Origin of the sequence: Blautia sp. 210820-DFI.6.14 (genome assembly GCF_020558815.1) — a bacterium.
Taxonomy (GTDB): domain Bacteria; phylum Bacillota; class Clostridia; order Lachnospirales; family Lachnospiraceae; genus Blautia_A; species Blautia_A obeum.
Map to the genome: position 1 here is coordinate 54,877 of NZ_JAJCKS010000006.1, position 20,907 is coordinate 75,783.

General features: G+C 39.8%; 18 protein-coding genes. 16 read left to right on the top strand and 2 right to left on the bottom strand.

Annotated features, from left to right (window positions below; all coding sequences use genetic code 11):
• From LI112_RS06910 to LI112_RS06980, 15 genes are all read left to right on the top strand, one after another.
• Entirely contained in the window at positions 1-2,550 is a 2,550-nt protein-coding gene (locus LI112_RS06910) for a YgjP-like metallopeptidase domain-containing protein (protein WP_227190405.1), read from the top strand.
• Between the two features lie 23 nt (positions 2,551-2,573).
• Positions 2,574-5,060, top strand: coding sequence for an AAA family ATPase (locus LI112_RS06915; RefSeq protein WP_227190406.1), 2,487 nt, complete (start codon positions 2,574-2,576; stop codon positions 5,058-5,060).
• Complete coding sequence (mcrC, locus tag LI112_RS06920) at positions 5,057-6,094, top strand: 5-methylcytosine-specific restriction endonuclease system specificity protein McrC (RefSeq protein WP_227190407.1); 1,038 nt, start codon at positions 5,057-5,059, stop codon at positions 6,092-6,094. Before LI112_RS06915 ends, mcrC begins: the two co-directional genes overlap by 4 nt.
• 14 nt (positions 6,095-6,108) lie before the next feature.
• Positions 6,109-7,155: a virulence RhuM family protein gene (locus LI112_RS06925; protein ID WP_227190408.1), complete on the top strand. Its 1,047-nt coding sequence runs from the start codon at positions 6,109-6,111 to the stop codon at positions 7,153-7,155.
• Positions 7,156-7,759: 604 nt separating this feature from the next.
• Positions 7,760-8,527: a zinc ribbon domain-containing protein gene (locus LI112_RS06930; RefSeq protein ID WP_227190409.1), complete on the top strand. Its 768-nt coding sequence runs from the start codon at positions 7,760-7,762 to the stop codon at positions 8,525-8,527.
• A 91-nt stretch (positions 8,528-8,618) separates the two neighbouring features.
• Positions 8,619-8,813, top strand: a complete 195-nt coding sequence (locus LI112_RS06935; protein WP_227190410.1) for a TetR/AcrR family transcriptional regulator — start codon at positions 8,619-8,621, stop codon at positions 8,811-8,813.
• Positions 8,814-8,852: 39 nt separating this feature from the next.
• Positions 8,853-9,212, top strand: a complete 360-nt coding sequence (locus LI112_RS06940; protein WP_227190411.1) for a hypothetical protein — start codon at positions 8,853-8,855, stop codon at positions 9,210-9,212.
• A gap of 95 nt (positions 9,213-9,307) precedes the next feature.
• The gene (locus LI112_RS06945) at positions 9,308-10,165 is read left to right on the top strand and encodes an N-acetyltransferase (protein ID WP_319638615.1); all 858 of its coding nucleotides are present in this window, start codon (positions 9,308-9,310) and stop codon (positions 10,163-10,165) included.
• 181 nt (positions 10,166-10,346) lie between these two features.
• On the top strand, positions 10,347-11,069 hold the full coding sequence (locus LI112_RS06950; RefSeq protein WP_118011932.1) for a carboxylesterase: 723 nt from the start codon (positions 10,347-10,349) through the stop codon (positions 11,067-11,069).
• A gap of 230 nt (positions 11,070-11,299) precedes the next feature.
• Positions 11,300-14,221, top strand: a complete 2,922-nt coding sequence (locus LI112_RS06955; protein ID WP_227190412.1) for a leucine-rich repeat domain-containing protein — start codon at positions 11,300-11,302, stop codon at positions 14,219-14,221.
• A gap of 153 nt (positions 14,222-14,374) precedes the next feature.
• Positions 14,375-14,542 (top strand): hypothetical protein, encoded by a 168-nt coding sequence (locus tag LI112_RS06960; protein WP_182440290.1) that lies wholly within the window; start codon positions 14,375-14,377, stop codon positions 14,540-14,542.
• 176 nt (positions 14,543-14,718) lie between these two features.
• Positions 14,719-15,378 (top strand): SDR family NAD(P)-dependent oxidoreductase, encoded by a 660-nt coding sequence (locus LI112_RS06965; protein WP_227190413.1) that lies wholly within the window; start codon positions 14,719-14,721, stop codon positions 15,376-15,378.
• Between the two features lie 36 nt (positions 15,379-15,414).
• Complete coding sequence (locus LI112_RS06970; protein WP_227190414.1) at positions 15,415-16,023, top strand: NUDIX hydrolase; 609 nt, start codon at positions 15,415-15,417, stop codon at positions 16,021-16,023.
• Positions 16,004-17,368, top strand: a complete 1,365-nt coding sequence (locus LI112_RS06975; protein WP_227190415.1) for an MATE family efflux transporter — start codon at positions 16,004-16,006, stop codon at positions 17,366-17,368. The genes LI112_RS06970 and LI112_RS06975 overlap by 20 nt, the downstream gene beginning before the upstream one ends.
• Before the next feature lie 177 nt (positions 17,369-17,545).
• Positions 17,546-18,613 (top strand): nitronate monooxygenase family protein, encoded by a 1,068-nt coding sequence (locus tag LI112_RS06980; RefSeq protein WP_227190450.1) that lies wholly within the window; start codon positions 17,546-17,548, stop codon positions 18,611-18,613.
• On the opposite strand, the gene LI112_RS06985 is transcribed toward LI112_RS06980, so the two are convergent.
• Complete coding sequence (locus tag LI112_RS06985) at positions 18,595-19,266, bottom strand: restriction endonuclease (RefSeq protein ID WP_055065524.1); 672 nt, start codon at positions 19,264-19,266, stop codon at positions 18,595-18,597. The genes LI112_RS06980 and LI112_RS06985 overlap by 19 nt on opposite strands.
• A 145-nt stretch (positions 19,267-19,411) precedes the next feature.
• Here LI112_RS06985 and LI112_RS06990 point away from each other — a divergent pair, with 145 nt between their 5' ends.
• Positions 19,412-20,365 carry a guanosine polyphosphate pyrophosphohydrolase gene (locus tag LI112_RS06990; protein WP_227190416.1) on the top strand — a complete coding sequence of 318 codons (954 nt, stop codon included), beginning with the start codon at positions 19,412-19,414 and terminating at the stop codon, positions 20,363-20,365.
• Positions 20,366-20,387: 22 nt separating this feature from the next.
• On the opposite strand, the gene ilvN is transcribed toward LI112_RS06990, so the two are convergent.
• Positions 20,388-20,897: an acetolactate synthase small subunit gene (gene ilvN, locus LI112_RS06995; protein WP_005427439.1), complete on the bottom strand. Its 510-nt coding sequence runs from the start codon at positions 20,895-20,897 to the stop codon at positions 20,388-20,390.
• Between the last annotated feature and the right edge of the window lie 10 nt (positions 20,898-20,907).

Genomic DNA, 20,907 nt, shown 5'->3' on the forward strand with positions numbered 1-20,907 from the left:
ATGAGAATTGTGATTTCGGGCATACCGATTGATATTCAAAAAAAGAATATTAAGAATATGCACCTTCAGATAAAACCGCCTGATGGACATGTTGTTATTTCGGCACCATTATCAATGGATGATAAGGCAATCGAGGTGTATGCTCGAACCAATCTCAGTTGGATAAAAAAACAAATTGAGAAGTTCCAGCAACAACCAAGAAGTGCTAAGCGACAGTATGTTAGCGGTGAAACTATGTACATCTGGGGCAAACAGTATTACTTATCCTTTGTACCAGATGCTCAAAAGAACAGCTTTGAAATTCAAGGAGATAAAGTAATTCTCTCAATGAGAGAAGATAGTACGGTTAAGCAACGAGAAAACTATGTGCGTGAACAGTATCGTAGCTTACTAAAAGTTGAGATAGAAAGACTTCTTCCTAAATGGGAACAAATTACTGAGCTTCACTGTGAGTCGTGGCAAACAAAATATATGGTTACGCGTTGGGGAACCTGCAACACTGAAAAAAAGAAGCTGTGGTTTAATCTACAGTTGGCCCAGAAACCTATTGAATGTTTAGAATATGTTATTTTACATGAATTGATTCATCTGAGGGAACGTACACATAATTCGACATTTATTGCATATATGGACATGTATATGAAAAACTGGAGAGCAGTACGAAAAGAATTGAATGATTCAAGACTAGACTATTATGATGCTCAGGATGAGAGTCCTTTGCAAAAATTGATCGACCAAAGAAGATATGATGAGATAAAAGACGCTGTTCTTGATTATATGACGGAAAAAGTGAAAGAGAATAAAGCTACACTATCAGACATTGAAATCCAAAATGTAGTCCATATTGAACAGGTAGATGATGGTGCGATTAGCTTTTCTGTAATCGTTAGTTGTGATATCGAACATTCTATATCTTCAACGGGCAGGGTTTCGTTTACTGAAAAATGGATTGATGTAAGGTGTAAAGTTCTTTTAGGCGTGGAACTAACAGATTTTGAAATTATAAATATTAATGAATGTGAGCAACAGGAAGATTCAGATAATGACAAGTATTCCGGTGAATTGGTACCGATTATTGCAAGAGATGCTTTTGAAAATGAAGCTACAAAATTCCTGGAGAAATATTATCCTTTGGCTTTACAGGAACCGGTAGCTGTTCCTATTAGAAAAATTGCAGATGATATGGGTCTTTCGATTATAGAAGATTCGTTGCTTTCATCAGAACTTGATATTTTTGGTTTGGTTGTTTTTGAAGACGGCAATATTAAGGATAAAAACAAGAACATTGTTATCAGAAATGCCAAACGTGGAACAGTTTTGATAGATCCTCGTGTATATTATGAACGAACATTAGGTACTGTGAACTTTACCATTGCGCATGAGTGCTTCCATTGGTATAGGCATCAACCGTATCATGCTTTGATGAAGATGCTTGGAGCAAATGATGAATTAGGGAAAATAATACAGTGTTCTATAGGTAGCAATGCAAAAGATTCAGAAAAGTGGAAGGCTGTGGATTGGATGGAGTGGCAAGCTAATGGAGTTGCTCCACATATCTTGATGCCAACAAATACAGCAAAAATAAAAATTTCAGAACTCGTAGAAAAATACCACATTCATTTTGATGGTACGGATGGTTATCAAATCGAGGAAATGATTTCAGAATTAGCTGATTTCTATGGATTATCAAAACAGGCAGTTAAGATGCGAATAAGAGAAATGGGCTTTGCAAAAGTTGATGGTGCATTTACATATGTTAATGGACAATATGTTACTCCATTTTCATTTGATGCATCAGCCATGACGGATAATCAATCGTTCACAATATCTTCAGCTGATTTATTTAAGGCGTATTGTTTAAATAAAGACTTTAGAAAAGCCATTGATACAGGAAAGTTTGTTTATGTTGAGGGCCATGTTTGCCTTGATGATGAGAAGTATATCATACATTCAGAGGGGCGAGTAAAACTTACACAGTATGCTTTATCTCACATGGATGAATGCTGTCTTGCTTTTGATAAGGGATATAGTTATCAGTCGAAGTATCAGGGACAAAAATACTATGTCCAAATGATGTACAAGATGCCGAGTCAGGTGGCAGCACAAGAATACTCATTTGAGATGAATGCTCACAACAGAACATTGTTATCTCAAATCCAGAGAGCAAGTCGAAGCGCTGATGCAATGAAATTATATCCGGGAGCCTTCTCTGAAACATTGGTACAGCTTATGAAAGAGAAAAAGCTTTCTAATAAGAAACTAGCAGATGCCTCATTGGTGGGTGAACGTACAATACAGAGATTAAGAAATGAGGAAGAATATCCCACAACAGTTCAAACGGTTTTGGGATTGTGTTACGGATTACAGCTTTCAGTGCCTGAAGCAGAAATGTTAGTCGGGAAAACCGATTTCAATATAAGGCCAACTAATCCACAAAATAATGCTTATAGATGCGTATTAAGCTCATGTGCCGAGAATAGCATATATGAGGTTAATGAGATGTTAGAATCTTGTGGATTTGAGCCACTTGGTAGTTCAAAAATGGGATAATGCATAAGGAGGCACTTTATTAAATGCAATACGATTGGATAGATTTTTACACAGAGTTTGCTACTAAACTTCTTCCTTTTAAAACTGATAGAAAGACCCTTATTCAGAAAATATATGCGGTGTATGACGCAGCTGGAATTAGTGTTCCGAAACTTGAAAGTGACGATGAGATTATTGATGTTGATCCGTTCACCATCTTTGGCACATTCAACAAGGGAATAACAAATGCTAATAGAATTGCTATTCTTAATGGGATAGCATCAGAGTTTGGGATTGCTACAAATGTTCCGAGCAATTTTGATGGAATTCCGGTTCTCAATAATCTGAAAGCAACATTCTATGGATTTAAAGATGATAGAAAAGCAGGTGATATTGATAATCTGTGGAGATTGTTTGAAACTGCTCTTGTACTTGCCGATAATGACACAGCAGATAACCGCCGGAAATTTTCTGACGTTTATGATATGGTACATGATCAGCTTTGCATTCGCTGGAATATTACGATGGGCCTGTATTGGATTCGTCCTTATTCATTTATCAACCTGGATTCCAGAAATCGCTGGTTTATAGCTAATGCTCAGAATATGCCGGGTGAATTTGTTGTGGCCACTGAGAAGAAGTTGAAGAAAGTTCCATATGCAGCAGATTATCTTGAAATAAAGGATCTGTGTAAAAAAGTTCTGGATGCGGGTCAATATGATTACAAGAGCTTCCCGGATTTATCCTATACAGCATGGATTGTCTCTGAGAAAGTAAATCAAGAGAAGTCTGTTGAAAAAGGCAAAAAGACTTCCAAAGCAGAATTTCTCAAATGGTTTATGCCATTATTACAGGCGCTGCGTGATCTGGGAGGATCTGTGACACCAGCAGAGGCAAGAAAGAAAATCATAGAAAACGAGCACTTGTCGGACGAGGTAGTAAATGAAACCAGAGGCAAAACACAAGTTAACAAATTTGAAAATGAAGTTGCTTTTGCAAGAAATTATCTCGTCGGAGCGGGCTATATCGATAAGAGCGTTAGAGGCGTGTGGACACTTACCGAGGCAGGAAAGACAGTGGAATTAACAGCGGAGATGGCATCAGATATTTTCAAAAAAGGCGTCTCTGATGCAAAGAGCAATAAAACGAATGATAGCGATGCTCTTGCAGACAACGATATCGATACCGTTCGTTATTGGCTCTATGCTCCGGGGCAAGGTGCTGATAAATGGGAAGAGTGCTATAAGAATGGCTATATGCTGTTGGGCTGGGGAGAAATTGGAGATCTTGGAGTATTCAGCTCTAAAGATGAAATGAAACAGCAGATGAAGCAGGAATATGGCAATAGTAGCTCTTATAAGAATTCAGCTCATGCTACATGGCAGTTCGTCCATGATATAAGGGTTGGCGATGTTGTATTTGTGAAGAAAGACAACAATGGCATTCTTGGTAAAGGAATCGTTGAGTCTGACTACGAATACGATGCTGATCGTGCAGATGAGTATTCAAATGTCAGAAAAGTTAACTGGACCAATAAGGGTAATTGGACAATTAACCATCAGGCACCGCAGAAAACTTTGACTGATATTACTCCATATAGTGATTTTGTGCAGGAAATCAAAGACTTATTTGAAGACGATGATATAGTTGACGACGAGCAGGAAGTTACCTATTCAGAGTACACAGCGGAGAATTTCCTAGATGATGTCTATATGTCTGAAGAAGACTATTCCAGATTAGTTGGCTTGCTTAGAAACAAGAAAAACATTATTTTGCAGGGCGCTCCAGGGGTGGGAAAAACTTATGCTGCTAAGCGCTTGGCATATTCCATGATGGGTGTAAAAGATGTAGAGCGTGTGATGATGGTGCAGTTCCATCAGAGTTATTCCTATGAAGATTTCATTATGGGTTTTCGTCCATCTGCTACAGGATTTGAACTGAAGAAAGGTGCATTCTATAACTTCTGTAAGAAGGCTGAGATAGACAGTGATAACGAGTATTTCTTTATTATAGATGAAATCAATCGTGGAAATCTGAGTAAGATTTTCGGTGAGCTGTTTATGCTGATTGAAAATGATAAACGAGGAAATGCGCTGCAGCTTCTGTATTCGGATGAAAAGTTTGCAGTTCCGAAGAATGTCTATATTATTGGTATGATGAATACTGCAGACAGAAGCCTTGCTATGCTGGATTATGCACTTCGTAGAAGGTTTGCTTTCTTTGATATCAAGCCAGGGTTTGAGACTCCGGGGTTCCGTGAGTATCGTATGGCATTAGATAATGAGAAGTTCAACAAACTGATCAGTTGCGTCGAGAGTTTAAATAGAGAGATTTCTGTCGACGAATCTCTGGGCGAAGGGTTCTGCATTGGTCACAGCTACTTCTGCAATTTACAACCTGATACAATTGACGATAGTTGGCTTTATGGTGTTGTAGAATATGAGTTGATACCTTTGTTGAAAGAATATTGGTTTGATGAACCTATGAAGGTGAAAGATTGGAGCGAAAATCTAAGGAGTACGATTAAGTGATACCGATTCAAAACATCTATTATATGCTGTCCTATGCATTTCAGATATTGAATGAGCAAGGTTATAAGAATATAGCCACAGAACAATTTAATAATACTGCTGAGCTGATGGCGGCTATCTTGGAAAAAGGTATCGCAATTCAGCTAAAGCGAGGACTGGGTAAAGAATATATTCCGCAGACGGAGGCGCTCTCTTCTCTGCGAGGAAAGATTGATATTGCAGAGTCCATCAAGACACAGTCAATGCTACGGAAACAGCTAATCTGTACATATGATGAGTTTTCGGTTAACAGTATCATGAATCGGATCATCAAATCTACAATTGAAATCCTCCTGCGCTCGAATATATCGAAACAGCGAAAGAAAAATCTTAGAAAGTTAATGCTGTATTTCAGTGAGGTGGATTTTATTGATTTGTATACGGTAAATTGGAATGTTCAGTACAATCGAAACAATCAGACCTATCGTATGCTGATCTCGATATGTTATTTAGTAGTAAAGGGTCTGTTGCAGACTCAATCAGATGGAAGCACCAAACTGATGGATTTTCTGGATGAGCAGCGTATGTGTCGATTGTATGAAAAGTTCATTCTGGAATACTACAGGAGAGAGTTTAAAAATCAGATTACGGCAAATGCATCACGGATTCCGTGGCAATTGGACAACGACGAGAATTCTATGCTGCCAGTGATGCAAAGTGATATTATGCTCCAGCGTGATGATAGAGTTCTTATCATTGATGCAAAGTACTATGAGCATAGTATGCAGGTACAGTTTAACAAGCATACACTTCACTCGGCTAACCTTTATCAGATTTTTACTTATGTGAAGAATAAGGAATACGAATTGAGAGAGAAGGACCATACGGTTTCAGGAATGCTTTTGTATGCGAAGACTGATGAAGAAATATATCCGAATAATGTATATCAGATGAGTGGTAACCAGATCACAGTCAGGACTCTGGATTTGAATTTACCATTTACAGAAATAGTAGAGCAGCTAGATACAATAGCAAAATTGCATTTCAGTTTATAAAGGAGGCCTTCTATTTGAAAAAGAAAAAAGACGAAATTACTATTCGTTCCAGCGCAGCAGAATACTTAACCTATGTTGCCTCTGTGGGTGATCAGCAGGACAGCATTGAGATGCGCTATGAGGATGAGAATATATGGCTGACACAAAAAATGATGGCCACATTGTATGATGTGGATGTTCGTACGATCAATGAGCATATTAAGAAGATTTATTCCGACTCGGAGCTTGAGGAAGATTCAACTATCCGGAATTTCCGGATAGTTCAAACCGAAGGTTCACGTCAGGTGACTCGTGATACAAAGCATTATAATCTTCAAATGATTATTGCTGTTGGATTCAAGGTAAATAATGAGCGAGCGGTGCAGTTTCGCAAGTGGGCCAATGGTATCGTGAAGGACTACACCATCAAGGGCTGGGTCATGGATGATGAGCGCCTGAAAAATGGTGGATCTGTGCTTACAGTAGAGTATTTCGACCGTTTGCTTGAGCAGATTCGTGAGATCCGTCTCTCTGAGCGTAGATTTTATCAGAAAATAACCGATATCTATGCTACAGCTCTTGATTATGACCGAACAGCAAAAACAACAAAGCAGTTCTTTGCAAAGGTTCAAAACAAGATGTATTATGCAGTTCACGGACATATAGCAGCAGATCTGATTTATGAGCGAGCAGATGCGGATAAGCCACACATGGGATTAACTACATGGGCGTCAGCACCGGAAGGAAAGATCGTAAAAAGTGATGTGAGCGTTGCGAAGAATTATCTTTCAGAGAAGGAAATGCGTTCATTAGAACGTATCGTATCTGCTTATCTGGATTTGGCAGAGGATCGTGCGGAACGTCATATTCTGATGACGATGGAGGATTGGTCAAAGCGTTTGGATCTATTCTTGATGGCTGATGACAGAGAGGTTCTTCAGGATGCAGGTAAAATCACAGCAGAGATTGCCAAAGCAAAAGCTGAAACTGAATTTGAAAAATATCGTGTTATACAGGATAGGCTGTTTATGTCTGATTTTGATAAGGATATGCTGGAACTGGAAGAGAACGCGAAGAAGTAGCAGTATTGCCATTAAAATTTTCAGTTTTCCAAGGTCGAGTGCATGGAAGTTGAGCCATCAGTCGGGGCGAAAAATAGCTGTTGACCTGTTCTCTGTACGAAGAACAGACAAGGTGGAGGCGATGGCAGTTCTTCGTCAAATTTGACTTTTCTATTGGAATCACTATAATAGTAGAAACGAATAAAAAAGTTGAACTTTTTCCGTGGACGGGCGAGGTTCAGACTGTGATATGGATAACGAAATGTATCAATACTTTTTTGCTACAGAATTTGTTGATATGTTTCCGCAAACAAACGGAGATATTTTGCTATAGTCCACATTAGTCTGGATCGATTACCGAAAACTGACATCCATCAGGACGTGTTGTGCCATGTCGAGACTGTGTGCCTGCTGTCAAGGAAAGATAAATAAGTGCCAGAAAGCGGCCTATTTTCGGGCTTTTTTCGGAGGTTTGGATTTGATGCCAGACTCCTGAAAAAGCTCGGTTATTTTATGCGGAAACATATCTACTGCAAAATGTGTGTCAGGTTTAGAGTATGGCAACAGCAGGTTGCTTTTCAGAACATGAATTTATCTATATGATATGGTTATGGAGGTGACGACTATGGAAACAAAAAATATTATTTTGAAACTTCGTACTGAAAGAGGAATGTCACAAGACGAGCTGGCAGATAAAATCATGGTTACAAGGCAGGCAGTATCACGTTGGGAAAATGGAGATACAGTTCCAAATACTGATACACTTAAGCTCTTATCTAAAGAATTTGATGTTTCAATCAATACGCTTTTGGGAGAACCCAGAAAGCTGATCTGCCAGTGCTGTGGAATGCCAATTGATGATGATTCTATCTTGGGACGTGACAAAGATGGTACATTGAATGAGGAATATTGTAAATGGTGCTATGCAGATGGAACGTACACATATAATGATATGGATGAACTGATTGATGTGTGTGTAAAGAATATGGTAAATGAAAACTTTACAGAAGAACAGGCACGTTCTTATTTGAAGGAAATGCTTCCAAAATTGGATTACTGGAAAAGGTATGATGAGCTTAGCGATAATGGGCAGTTTGAAGAGTTTAAAAAGAAATTGATAAACGAAATAAATGATCTGCACATAGACGGACTTCCAAGGGTAGACAAGCTAAATGCACTTGTGGGGAAATATGTGAATCTGGAATATACTCTGCCTAATGGACAAAAAGTGAAATTCCTGGATGATCAGAAAACCTACCTGGGTAATCAACTGGGGTCTGAATTTGGAGGAGACAGGTGTTTCGGTATTTTGGCAAGTATGGATTTTATTCTGGTATGTACATATGAGAAGGATGGTGAAAATCCAGAGCTACTGATTTATAAAAAGAGATAATATAAGCAAAAAGAAAAGTCTTGACAAATAAACGACCGTTTACATCTTAATAATAGTAAACGGTCGTTTATTTGTTTTGGAGGAAATGTGTATGGGTAATAGGAAAGAGGAAATATTAATTGTGGCACTGCATTTGTTCGCCAGAGATGGTTATGAGGCTGTTTCCGTTAGTCAGATAGCAGGAGAACTTGATATGACAAAAGGGGCATTGTACCGTCATTACAAAAGCAAAAGAGATATTTTTGACTGTATTGTGAAGCGTATGGAGCAGCAGGACAGTGAATAGGCCAGGCAGAATGAAGTACCGGAAGAAAGTATTGAGAAAGTGCCGGAAGAATATCAGAACGTATCAGTAGAAGATTTTGTAGGATACAGCAAATCAATGTTTGAGTATTGGACAGAGGATGATTTTGCATCATCGTTTCGTAAAATGCTTACGCTTGAACAATTTAGAAATGAAGAGATGCAGAATTTATACCAGCAATATCTGGTATCAGGACCGGCAGAATACGTGAAGGATCTGTTCAAAAATATGGAAATAAAAAATCCAGAAGAGGAAGCAGTTAAATTTTATGCAAATATGTTTTTCTATTATAGTGTATATGATGGAGCAACAGATAAGATGAAAGCAAAATGTCAGTTTGAACAGATGCTGGACAAAATTGCAGAAGAAATGAAACAGTAAAATAAGAGCCAGACGTTTAAGACGCAGAGCCGTTAATTCTGATACTGAAAAATCAGGATTATCGGTTTTTATTTTTAAGAGAGGACATAAAAGAAATGGAAAAAAGTAATATTATGATTCGTTTAGAGAAAAAGGAAGAATATCAGAAAGTAGAAAATCTGGTAAGAGAAAGTTTTTGGAATGTGTATCGTCCAGGATGCCTTGAGCATTATGTATTGCATCAGCTCCGAAATGATCCGGCATTTGTTCCAGAACTGGATTTTGTGATGCTTCTTAATGAAAAAGGCAAAGAGGACAAGCTGATCGGTCAGAACATGTTTATGAGAACGAGTATTAAAGCGGATGATGGAAGAAATATCCCAATTATGACGATGGGACCAATCTGTATCAAGAATGAATATAAGCGGAAAGGATATGGTAAAATCCTGCTTGATTATTCATTGGAGAAAGCAGCAGAGCTTGGCTGTGGAGCACTATGCTTTGAAGGAAATATTGATTTTTACGGCAAGAGTGGATTCAGGCAGGCAAGCGAGTATGGTATCCGATATCATGGATTGCCAGAGGGGGAAGATGCATCATTCTTTTTGTGTAAAGAACTTGTACCTGGTTATCTTGATAGGATTACTGGAGAGTATGCAACACCAGAAGGCTATCTTATAGATATAGTGGAAGACCAACCAACAGAAGAGGCTAACGAGGATACAGTTGATAATGAAAGCCAGGAGGATTTTTCAGAAGAAAGTGAAGAAGAGAATCCAGAATCCAGTTTAGAAAATGAAGATTATCCTGGAGAGGATGTAGTTGAAATCACAAATCTGCAGGGAGAAACAACAACTGTTTATAAGTTAGTGGATGGTCGTTACATGGATCGCACTAATACTGTCTATATTTATGATGGAAAAGACACATGGACAGATACGAATGGTGTGGAGTGGAATCAGGAAGTGAAGTAAAAAATGTGAGTGGGAGGGGGAGAAAAAAAGATGTTAAAGCGTTACAAAATGTATTATAACGAAGCTGTTGGAAAGATAGAAATGATTGGGGAACCAGATTATGATGTCGGGGATTTTAGAATTGGATAATATATAACAAGGATATAGGAAATTTTGTAAAATTAAGGGAGTATTTAAAGCAATGAACATAGCAAAAATTCATGTCTGGAAAGTGCCGGTCCTTTTATATGGAGATTTGGCAGATAGAGTATTGATATATATACATGGACAGGGTGGAAGAAAAGAAGAAGCAGAATCATTTGCTGAAATTGCAACAAATTATGGATGGCAGGTTATTAGTGTAGATCTCCCAGAGCATGGAGAAAGAAAGGATAAGGCAAGATTTGTACCTTGGGAAATTATACCAGAGTTACAGAAAATTATGAAAAGTGCCAAAGAAAACTGGAAAGTAATTGGGATATATGCATGTAGTATAGGTGCGTATTTTTCTATACAGGCGTTTCAGAATACAAAACCTGATATATGTTTATTGGTATCACCGGTTTTGGATATGGAAGATATGATTTCTAATATGATGTTACAGGCACAGGTGACAGAAGAGCAGTTAAAAGAGAGGCAGGAAATCAAAACAGAAACGGGAGTGGTTTTGTCCTGGAAGTATTTGTGCTGGGTGCGAGAACATCCGGTGAAGTCGATCTGCAAAGAAACAAATATTTTATATGGAACTCAGGATGAAATGATCCCGTATAAGATTGTAAAAAAATTTTCGGAAGAAAATAATTGCCGACTAAATTTTGTGGAAAATGGGCAGCATTGGCTTCATACAGACAGGGAAGTAGCGGCTATGCGGAAGTGGGAACAGACCGTACTGGAAGAAAGCAGAAGTATAATTCCAAATAAATAAATGATTAAAAATATGAATGTGAAAGACGGAAGGTAACAGCTAAAATACGGTGTCTTACATTTGAAAAAATTAAACTTTTCTATACGAGAACTGAGTGGAAGCTTAATTAAGCCAAAGCCAGTAAAACCAGTTTTTACTGGCTTTTTTGATAGTGACACCCCCTCCTTTTTTATATATTCTGGTATTAGGAGAACTATTAATCCATACAAGAAGTGAAAGGAGGTAACAGGATGAAAGGTAAAATATTATTAGGATTAACCGCAATATTGATGCTGACGGGAGCTGCTGTACCGGTAAAAGCAGATGATGTCTGGAAATTTGATGCCCAGCGTTTTGTATTGAAGGAGTACACAGGTACAGAGACGGATGTAGTGGTGCCGGACACTATGGATGAGGGCGTGCCGGTTAAAAGACTAGGAACTCAATTACTGGCTGGATCAGAGACGCTGACTTCTGTAGTAGTACCGGATAGCGTGACGATACTTGATGTTGGTGCGCTGAGTTATGATAATAATCTGTCGGAGATAACTTTATCTTCAAATTTGATCAATATCGGGTGGAATGCTATTTCCAGTAATGATGCGCTGACAGAACTCACCATACCGGCATCGGTCTGTATTATAGATAGCTATGCAGTCAGCGGCTGCTATGCTCTGAAGAAAATCGTGTTTGAGGGTGCATGCCCATTGATAGGTCCAGAGGCTTTTGTAATGCTTTCAGATGATGTGGTAATTTATGTGCCGGATGACCAGATAGAAGAGTACAAGAAGGTTTTTGAAGAAAATAATAAAAATTTGAACATTCAGCCAAGTGGAAAGCCGGCTGTACTTTATTCAGCTGAAGACTATCTGGATACAGAGAATCTGACGTTTGATGCAGAAACGGGAAGCATCACAGGTTATAATGGAATGAATACCAGACTGACGATCCCGGAGAGTATTGATGGTGTGCCGGTAAAAGCAATTGGTAAAAGAGCTTTATGGGAAGATCCTCTTTTAGGGTATGTAACTCTTCCAGAGGGACTGGAATATGTTGGAGAAGATGCTTTTAGTATCACTGATACATTAAAATATGTGGAATTTCCGTCTACTCTGAAAACTATTGATAAGAAAGGTTTTTCATCTTATCGGGGATTCAGGCTGGATCTTCCGGATAGTTTGGAATATATCGGAGAAGAAGCGTTCAGCTATTTTTCGGTAGAAACAGACCTGATTATTCCTGAAGGCGTAAAGGAACTCGGCCCTGGAGCATTTTCAGCAGCTTCGAGATTACAGAGGGTATTTCTTCCATCAAGTTTAGAGAAGATAGGGGATAATTGCTTTAGCAGGTCACCTATTACTTATGTTTATATGGAGGGATTAGAGCTGCCGGAAATTTCGGATACCGCCTTTGATAAGTGTGAATACCTGAGAGACATAGATCTGAACGAAAAGTGTACCAAGCAGCAGATGCTGGATGTACAGGCGCTCGTTGATGCACAGGGACTGGAGTGCCGGGTATGGCGAAACCAGAATACAGAGGTTGAACATGCATACTTTTCTGTTGAGGAGCTTCCGGATGACCCGAGTAAGTTATACTTAACTGGATACGAGGAAGAAGCCGCGAAGGTGCGCAGCTATGATACTTATACAATAGGCGAGGAGGATAAAAGAGTAGTAGGAATCGCCGATGGTGCATTGAAGGGCGATCAGACGATAACCTACTTTGCGGTGCCTCATAGTGATGAATTCGTTTACGTTGGAAAAGAAGCTTTTGCAGACAGTATTGTGGAGCATGTGGACCTGTTTGATTCTGTCACCAGTATTGGAGCGGGAGCCTTCCGCAACTGTGCGCAGCTTAAGGAGATCACAATCCCTGCTTCTGTGACGGAGATTGGAGAAAATGCTTTTGCGGGCTGCAGCGGACTGACAAGTGTTAATATTTTATGTGATGTTGGGCTGCTTCCGGAGGGAGCGTTTGCGGATTGCGCAAATCTTACCGAAGCAACTGTGGCAGCAGGAAGTATCCCGGCAAGACTTTTTGAAGGATCAGCACTCGCCTCACTGAATATGGGTGAGGGCGTAACTGAGATTGGTTCAAGAGCTTTTGCCGGAACTTCGCTGAGTGAGTTTGTGATACCTGCAAATATACCAGTCAATGGAGAGGCTCTTGAAGGGATTGAACTGAGTAATATCAGGCTCAGTGCAGATGCGACGGATGAACAGGTGGCTGAATGGAGTGCAGCACTGAATTATCCCTGGTATGACAGAATATGCAGAGTTGGCGAGGAATCTATGCTGGTGAAGATGCCATATGAACCTCTGCCAGAAGACAATTTTGAATTTGATGAAGAGAGCAGAACGATCACAGCATATGTTGGAACAGCTGTGGATGTTATCATTCCGCGTACGATTGGCGGAGTGCCGGTAGAAAATATTTCTTATAATGCATTTGAAAATACCAGAGATTATGTACATTCAGATATGGAGACAAACCAGAAAGAAGGAGACTGGGTGCCGATGCGCTGCGTGATCCTGCCGGAGACACTGAAATCAATTGAGGACAGTGCATTTACGAACTGTCATGATCTGGAAACAGTGATCTGCTATGCACCTCTGGAAACTACAAATAAGGGTCTGTTCTCGGAATGCCAGGGTCTGAAAAAAGTGGTGTTTGTAAACGGAGTACTGCACATGGATAACTATCTGTTTAACTTCTGTAAGAACCTGGAGACCGTATGGTGCAAGAACCAGGTAGACCGGATTGGAATTCAGACTTTTGGAGTAACTCCTATGGAAAGGCTCTGTGTGAATGCCAAAAATATTGATATGAGTGCATTTGCAGGAATGGAGTCTTTGAAAGAGATCCATATCCGTGGTGGAGTTGAGCATATGAGTCTGGGAGCATTTGCAATGCTGCCGTCAATCGAAACAATCTGTTTGGAAGGAATTGATCCAGATGTGATGGAAGATGACTGGGCAAATCTGGGGAACAGCAATCTTACGATTCTTGTACCGGAAGATACTTCAGATGAGCAGCTGGAGGCTATCGGACGGAAGTTCTTAAGCTCAATGATCATCACAGACGGTGCTCAGGTGAAGAGAGGTACCTGTTCAATGCCAGAGAATCCGATGCCGGATATCGCTGAGATGCTCAGTGCATATGGAATCTGATTTAAACCTTAAACACAGAAATGGTCGCCGATCTGGCGACCATTTTAAGTTCGACGGATAGAGCTCTTGTGGTGTTTTTAGCTTCATAAAGGTCTTTGCCAACTTTATGTCCACGTTTTTCATACTAAAAATCCGGATCAGGCGTGCGAAGAGATGGCAAGTGGTTTTGAAGAAGTAACAGCAGAAGATGTGGCCAGTGACGTAAAAGGTTTAAAATTCTTCGGAAAAGAAGATAATGAAAAACTGAATGATGAAAGCAACGCTGATTCCATTTATGTGATCAGTCAGAAAACAGGATCCTTTGAAGTAAGAAAATTTTGAGGATTCTGTTTTTTTGTGCAATTTTATTTTGAAAAACATGTATTATGATAAATCGACTTTTAATTTCCGATAGATTCTGATAAACTGATATGGCAAAATATTTTCAACTGTTGAAAAGAGAATGATGTATGGTGCTTTATGCATTTCGATGACAGAAAATACAGGAGGGTTAGGGCATGAAAGTACTGATAACAGGGACAAGTTCCGGAATAGGGAAAGGGATTGCAGATAAATTTCTAAGAGAAGGACATCATGTTACTGGAATTGACTGTAATAAGTCAGCTATTCAGCATACTGCTTACAGACATATCTGCATGGACATCCGTGATAAGGTGCATTATCCGGAGTTAGGGCCTTTTGATATAGTGATTAATAATGCAGGCGTACAGAATAACAATGATATTGATGTGAATTTAAAGGGAACCATCGATATTACTGAGAAATACGGAATACACCCGGGGATTCGCGCAGTACTTATGATAGGATCGGCCAGTGGACACAACGGGTCAGAATTTCCGGAATATGTAGCAAGCAAAGGCGGGGTCCTTTCTTACACAAAGAACATTGCTCTCCGTATCGCAAAATATGGTGCAACATGCAACAGTCTTGATTTTGGAGGTGTTCTGACAGAACTGAATAAACCGGTTATGGAGGATAAAGTTCTGTGGAATGAGATTATGGAACAGACCCCCCTGAAGCGTTGGATGACAGTTGAGGAAGCGGCAGACTGGGCATATTTTATGACAGTTACCAATCGTTTCTGTACCGGACAGAATATTCTGATCGATGGTCTTGAAGCCGGAAATGCACATTTCGTATGGCCGGAAGAACAGTAGCAAGGTGGCATATATAGAATCAGGGAGATAGATATAATGACTTGTGAAGAACTGACAGAGCGGATAAAAAAATACAGACCTTTTAATGAACAGGAAGAAGCGGATAAGGTGTTGATTCTTGACTGGATCAGGAATAATAAAAATGCATTTTTTAGGGAAAATATGGTGGCACATATGACAGCATCCGCCTGGGTAGTAAATAAAGACAGAAGTAAGGTACTTATGATATATCATAATATATATAATTCCTGGTCATGGCTTGGCGGACATGCGGATGGAGAAACAGATCTTTTGGCTGTTGCCATTCGAGAGGTGCGTGAAGAAGCCGGCATTGCCCATGTGTATCCTGTGTTGGAAGAAATATTTTCTCTGGAATCACTGACTGTGGATGGCCATATCAAAAAGGGCAAATATGTATCCAGTCATTTGCATCTGAATATTACTTACCTTCTGGAGGCTGATTCTGAGGAACATCTTTCTATAAAAGAGGATGAAAATAGTGGTGTGGCATGGTTTACACCGGAAGAGGCACTTGAAAAGTCTACAGAGCCATGGTTTGTAGAACGAGTATATAAAAAACTGATAAAGAAGACAAATCTGCTAAACGGAGTGAGAGTGAATAAAAATGAAGTCAGCACAGAATGATATGACTGTTGGGAATCCTATGAAAATTATACTGAGTTTTACATTTCCAATTTTTCTTGGAAATGTGTTTCAGCAGTTTTACAATATGGCAGATGCCGTGATCGTTGGTAAGTTTGTGGGAAATAAGGCGCTGGCAGCGGTTGGAAGTACCGGAACGATCATGTTTCTGATCTATGGATTTGTAGTTGGAATGACCGCCGGGTTTACAGTTCTTACGGCTCAGAAGTTTGGAGCAGGTGATATGGAGGGAATGCGTAAGACGGTTGTCGGAGCAGGTGTTCTCTCGTTTGTGATAGGAACAATACTGACGATTTTGTTTATGGTATTTATGAAGCCACTTCTGATCCTTATGAATACGCCATCTGACATTTTTGCAGATGCATATGCATATATTATGATCGTCAGTGGAGGAATTCTTGCACAGATGCTTTATAATCTTTTGGCCAGTATTCTGAGAGCGCTTGGTAACAGCAAACTTCCTTTATACTTTCTGATCATCAGTGCACTTTTGAACATTGTACTTGATCTGGTATTTATCATTGGATTTCAGATGGGAGCCAAAGGTGCGGCAGTGGCAACGGTGATCGCACAGGGAACATCCGGTGTGCTCTGTCTGTTGTATATCATTGCAAAAGTACCGGTACTTCATATTAAAAGGGATGACCTTCAGGTGGGCGGTACGATTTACAGCAATCAGCTTCGGATTGGGATTCCGATGGCACTGCAGTATTCAATCACAGCAATTGGAACTATGATGGTACAGTCTTCATTGAATATTCTGGGATCTACACTGGTGGCAGCGTATACGGCAGCAGGTAAGATTGAACAGGTGGTCACCCAGGCCTATGGTGCAATGGGAACGACGATGGCAACATATGGAGCACAGAATATGGGAGCTGGCTCTGTGAAACGAATCCGGGAAGGTTTCAAAGCATGTACGATCGTTGGTGTGGTATATTCCATTGTAGCTGCAACGTTTATTATGACTGTCGGAAAATTCATGACCTATCTGTTTGTTTCTGAGGATGTGAAGGTGATCATGAGTTCTGTAGATATTTATCTGAAATGTATTGGGATCTTTTTTATTCCTCTTGCTGTGGTTAATATCTATCGAAATGGAATTCAGGGCCTGGGCTATGGATTGCTTCCGATGATGGCAGGTGTTGCAGAGTTGATCGGACGTGGAATAGTGGCTGTGATTGCTGGTAAAATGCGAAGTTATCCTGGAGTTTGTCTTGCAGGTCCGGCAGCATGGGTACTGGCAGGCGGTTTGGTGCTTGTTATGTATTTTTATATTATGAATGTACATATGAAGAAAGTTTTTGGGACAAATGGGAAAGACTGATGAGATCTTTCCCTTTTCTTTTTTACAGAGAATGTAGTAATGAAAACTACATGATGAAGAAAAAGAATCAAGAATACGTTGACAGGAATAATTAAACGGTTTATACTATCAAATAGTTTGATAATCAAAATAAATGCGGGATAACAGGAGGAAATACAAATGCATACAGATAGAAAAATGTTAAAGCCACTGAAAATAGGAGAATTGACAGTAGAGAAACCAATCATACAGGGAGGTATGGGAGTTGGTGTCAGTCGAAGCAATCTTGCCGGAGCAGTGGCGGCAGAGGGAGGTATTGGTATTATTTCGACGGCTCAGATAGGATATGATGAAGAAGGCTTTGAAAAAGATCAGGCAGGATGCAATCGTATTGCAATAAGAAAGCATATTCACAGGGCAAAAGAAATAGCTGAGGGAAAAGGACTGGTTGGAGTAAATATCATGGTCGCACTGAAACACTATAAAGAACATGTACAGGAAGCGGTCCGGGCAGGTGCAGATGTGATCATCAGTGGAGCAGGACTTCCAATGGATCTCCCAAAACTGGTGGGAAACAATAAGACAAAGATAGCACCGATCGTTTCTTCCAGAAGAGCGACACAGCTTATTTTGAAAATGTGGGCACATCGTTATAACCGGACAGCAGATTTTATTGTGATCGAGGGCCCAAAAGCAGGCGGACATCTGGGATTTTCCCGGGATCAGCTGGAGAATCTGGAGACTCTTGATTATGATCATGAAATCAGGGAAATCATTGCATGTAAAGCACCTTATGAAGAAAAATATGGAACAAAGATTCCGGTAATCGTTGCTGGTGGAATCTTTGACAGGGCAGATATTGATCATATGACAGAACTGGGTGCAGATGGGGTACAGATTGCCAGTAGATTTGTGGCAACAGAAGAATGTGATGCATCAGATGCCTATAAAAATGCATATATAAACGCGAAAAAGAAAGATATTCAAATTATCCAGAGTCCGGTAGGTATGCCGGGAAGAGCTCTTCGCAATGAATTTATCAAGGAACTTGAAATTGCAAGAAAGCCAATTACAAAATGCTATAACTGCCTGGAAAAATGTGAGCCACGATCAGTGCCATATTGCATTACAAAAGCACTGATCGATGCAGTCAGAGGCGATGTGGAAAATGGCCTTGTGTTTTGCGGGGAGAATGTAGACCGTATTCAAAAGATGACAACCGTACATGAACTGATGCAGGAACTCTGCTACGGGATAGGTTCCTGATTGCGGAATCTTGCATACAGCGCATGTCCAATCGTAATAAAAGCAGGCAGAAGCATCAGTATTCCATACCAATTGGAATCAGAAGTCAGAACCAGAGGGAGAATCGTCCAGAGAAAAATTCCAAAGTACAGCATTCCAGAGAGGATACATGGCAGAAAATGATTCCATCCAAACAGGGCGGATAATGAAGCAAGGATCAGCATCAATAGATTCATATAGGTACGGATCGTTCCTTCAGGGAAATTCAAAAGCCGGGCGGATGCACACATACAGAGTCCGATTGTTAGGAAAAAAAGATTAAATATACGCATGAGTCTGGATATCACAGATGAACTTCCGTTTGGAGAGCAGTGTTCCCAGAGCTCTACGCCAAGTTTGTCAGCCAGTTCTCTGGCCTGCCGCGTGAAGGTACTATTGGTCATGACCATTGCGACATCACAGTCATAGAAGTCTGCACCTGCATATGCTTCCTGAATTGCTTTATTGCCGACAGGATAAGAATAATATTTACACTGGATTCCATATTTTATTCCATTTTTCTGTGCGAGGATATCAACACCCTGATCACCGCTGCCTTTAGTGACAGCAACTTTATGGAAACCTCGATATCTCAATAATTCTGCACAGCGGTGTTCGAATTGCAGACCATCCATGGGTTAATAATCCTTTCTTATATCTGAGAGATTATCCTTTATTTTAACTGTGGGGCATACGAGATGTCAATAAAAGAATATTAGTGACATAATGCTTGATAATATAGGAGTTTCTGATACAATGTTGAGAAAGGAGTGATGGTTTATGATTACATTAAATGATTACCTTTATTCAGGTGATACGATTCTTCGTATCCTGCACAATTATATTCATGATCTGAGAGCAGAGGCCAAAAAGACACATAATGAGGTTGATATGATTCACTGTAATTTCCTGATCCTTATCAGAGAATTGTTGGAACATAACGATTTCCTTACTGCACAGTCTCAGCAGATCAGGGAATTTTATAAATATATGTCCAAGGAATATCCTTTTCTTGCATTTACATTTAAAGGACGAATCAAATCCCTGATACGTGCAGAAGAGAAATTTAACGGGTATGTAGTGGAATATATTTATGATTATTATACAGAGCATGGAGAATATCCACCACTGGCGGATTTAAAAAACAGATTAAGTTGTTTTCGAGATTTTATTGCGTATCGTATTGTGATTTCGATGCCGAGATGCCATCTGAAGAGTGAAGCAGACCGTGAGCAAGAAGAATTAAAATATCTGTATCAGATTGCAAATGTTCTTCCAGGTTTTCTTGAGGAAAGAGGATTTACAGCAGAATCGGCACATGGAGTCAGAAAAAGCGGCTCACCGCTTCTGAACGAGGATGTCAAACCTTATTACAGAGACTATATCCATGGAACAGATTCCGATGGATATCAGTCTTTACATATTACGTTTTATGATAACAGTTCCAGATCTTATATGGAAGTTCAGCTTCGTACAAAAACCATGGATGATATTGCAGAGATTGGACCGGCCAATCATCTTGGATATGAGAAAAAACAGGAAAGTGAAAGAGCCAGAAGAGATGCAATTCCAAAAGGAGAATGCATTTATTTTGATGAAGCTTATGAGAGAGGAATGAAGCTTCTCGGACTGGAATTGTCCAAACTGGATGTGAATATGTTTTCTGCGGTTAATAACAGTCTGATTCTTCCGTATGAACATCTTTCGAGATTTCAGAATGATCTGATCGACTGAATAAATGGTTGGAGAGAGGGCATCAGCGTTCCATCATGCTGATGGATTCGATGCCTACGCTTCCGCCACGGACCACTTCTATATTTTTGAATTCTTCTTTGATCAGTTTGATAACTGCATCATTCTTGGTTGCTGTCTGAACAAATTCAAGGAGAAGACTGTCTTTTCCATAATCAATGACTCTGGCTTTGAAGGTTTCTGCAATCTGAAAAAGTTCTACTTTATCGGCAGCAGTACATTTCTTGACTTTGATATAAAGAATCTCTTTCATACGAACAAAAACATCTGTAAAATCAATAACCTTAATGACTTCTACCATACGGTTGAGCTGTTTTTTTATCTGTTCAAAAGTTTCGTCATCACTGACAGTAGCGATGGTCATTCTTGATACGGTCGGATCCTCGGTGGTACCTACTGTAAGACTGTCCAGATTATAGGACTTTCCGGAAAAAAGACCGGAAATTTTGGATAGAACACCGACCTGGTTTTCAACGTAAAGAGAGATCCATCTAGTTTTCATACCTTTATCCATTTTTGATTCC

What these genes read in the sequence shown, in the direction of transcription:
- LI112_RS06955 (WP_227190412.1), top strand. Translation starts at nt 11,300, where the DNA reads ATGAAAGGTAAAATATTATTAGGATTAACCGCAATATTGATGCTGACG.
- LI112_RS06945 (WP_319638615.1), top strand. Translation starts at nt 9,308, where the DNA reads ATGGAAAAAAGTAATATTATGATTCGTTTAGAGAAAAAGGAAGAATAT.
- LI112_RS06915 (WP_227190406.1), top strand. Translation starts at nt 2,574, where the DNA reads ATGCAATACGATTGGATAGATTTTTACACAGAGTTTGCTACTAAACTT.
- LI112_RS06960 (WP_182440290.1), top strand. Translation starts at nt 14,375, where the DNA reads ATGGCAAGTGGTTTTGAAGAAGTAACAGCAGAAGATGTGGCCAGTGAC.
- LI112_RS06990 (WP_227190416.1), top strand. Translation starts at nt 19,412, where the DNA reads ATGATTACATTAAATGATTACCTTTATTCAGGTGATACGATTCTTCGT.
- LI112_RS06930 (WP_227190409.1), top strand. Translation starts at nt 7,760, where the DNA reads ATGGAAACAAAAAATATTATTTTGAAACTTCGTACTGAAAGAGGAATG.
- ilvN (WP_005427439.1), bottom strand. Translation starts at nt 20,897, where the DNA reads ATGGATAAAGGTATGAAAACTAGATGGATCTCTCTTTACGTTGAAAAC.
- LI112_RS06970 (WP_227190414.1), top strand. Translation starts at nt 15,415, where the DNA reads ATGACTTGTGAAGAACTGACAGAGCGGATAAAAAAATACAGACCTTTT.
- LI112_RS06975 (WP_227190415.1), top strand. Translation starts at nt 16,004, where the DNA reads ATGAAGTCAGCACAGAATGATATGACTGTTGGGAATCCTATGAAAATT.
- LI112_RS06985 (WP_055065524.1), bottom strand. Translation starts at nt 19,266, where the DNA reads ATGGATGGTCTGCAATTCGAACACCGCTGTGCAGAATTATTGAGATAT.
- LI112_RS06980 (WP_227190450.1), top strand. Translation starts at nt 17,546, where the DNA reads ATGTTAAAGCCACTGAAAATAGGAGAATTGACAGTAGAGAAACCAATC.
- LI112_RS06910 (WP_227190405.1), top strand. Translation starts at nt 1, where the DNA reads ATGAGAATTGTGATTTCGGGCATACCGATTGATATTCAAAAAAAGAAT.
- LI112_RS06950 (WP_118011932.1), top strand. Translation starts at nt 10,347, where the DNA reads ATGAACATAGCAAAAATTCATGTCTGGAAAGTGCCGGTCCTTTTATAT.
- LI112_RS06935 (WP_227190410.1), top strand. Translation starts at nt 8,619, where the DNA reads ATGGGTAATAGGAAAGAGGAAATATTAATTGTGGCACTGCATTTGTTC.
- LI112_RS06965 (WP_227190413.1), top strand. Translation starts at nt 14,719, where the DNA reads ATGAAAGTACTGATAACAGGGACAAGTTCCGGAATAGGGAAAGGGATT.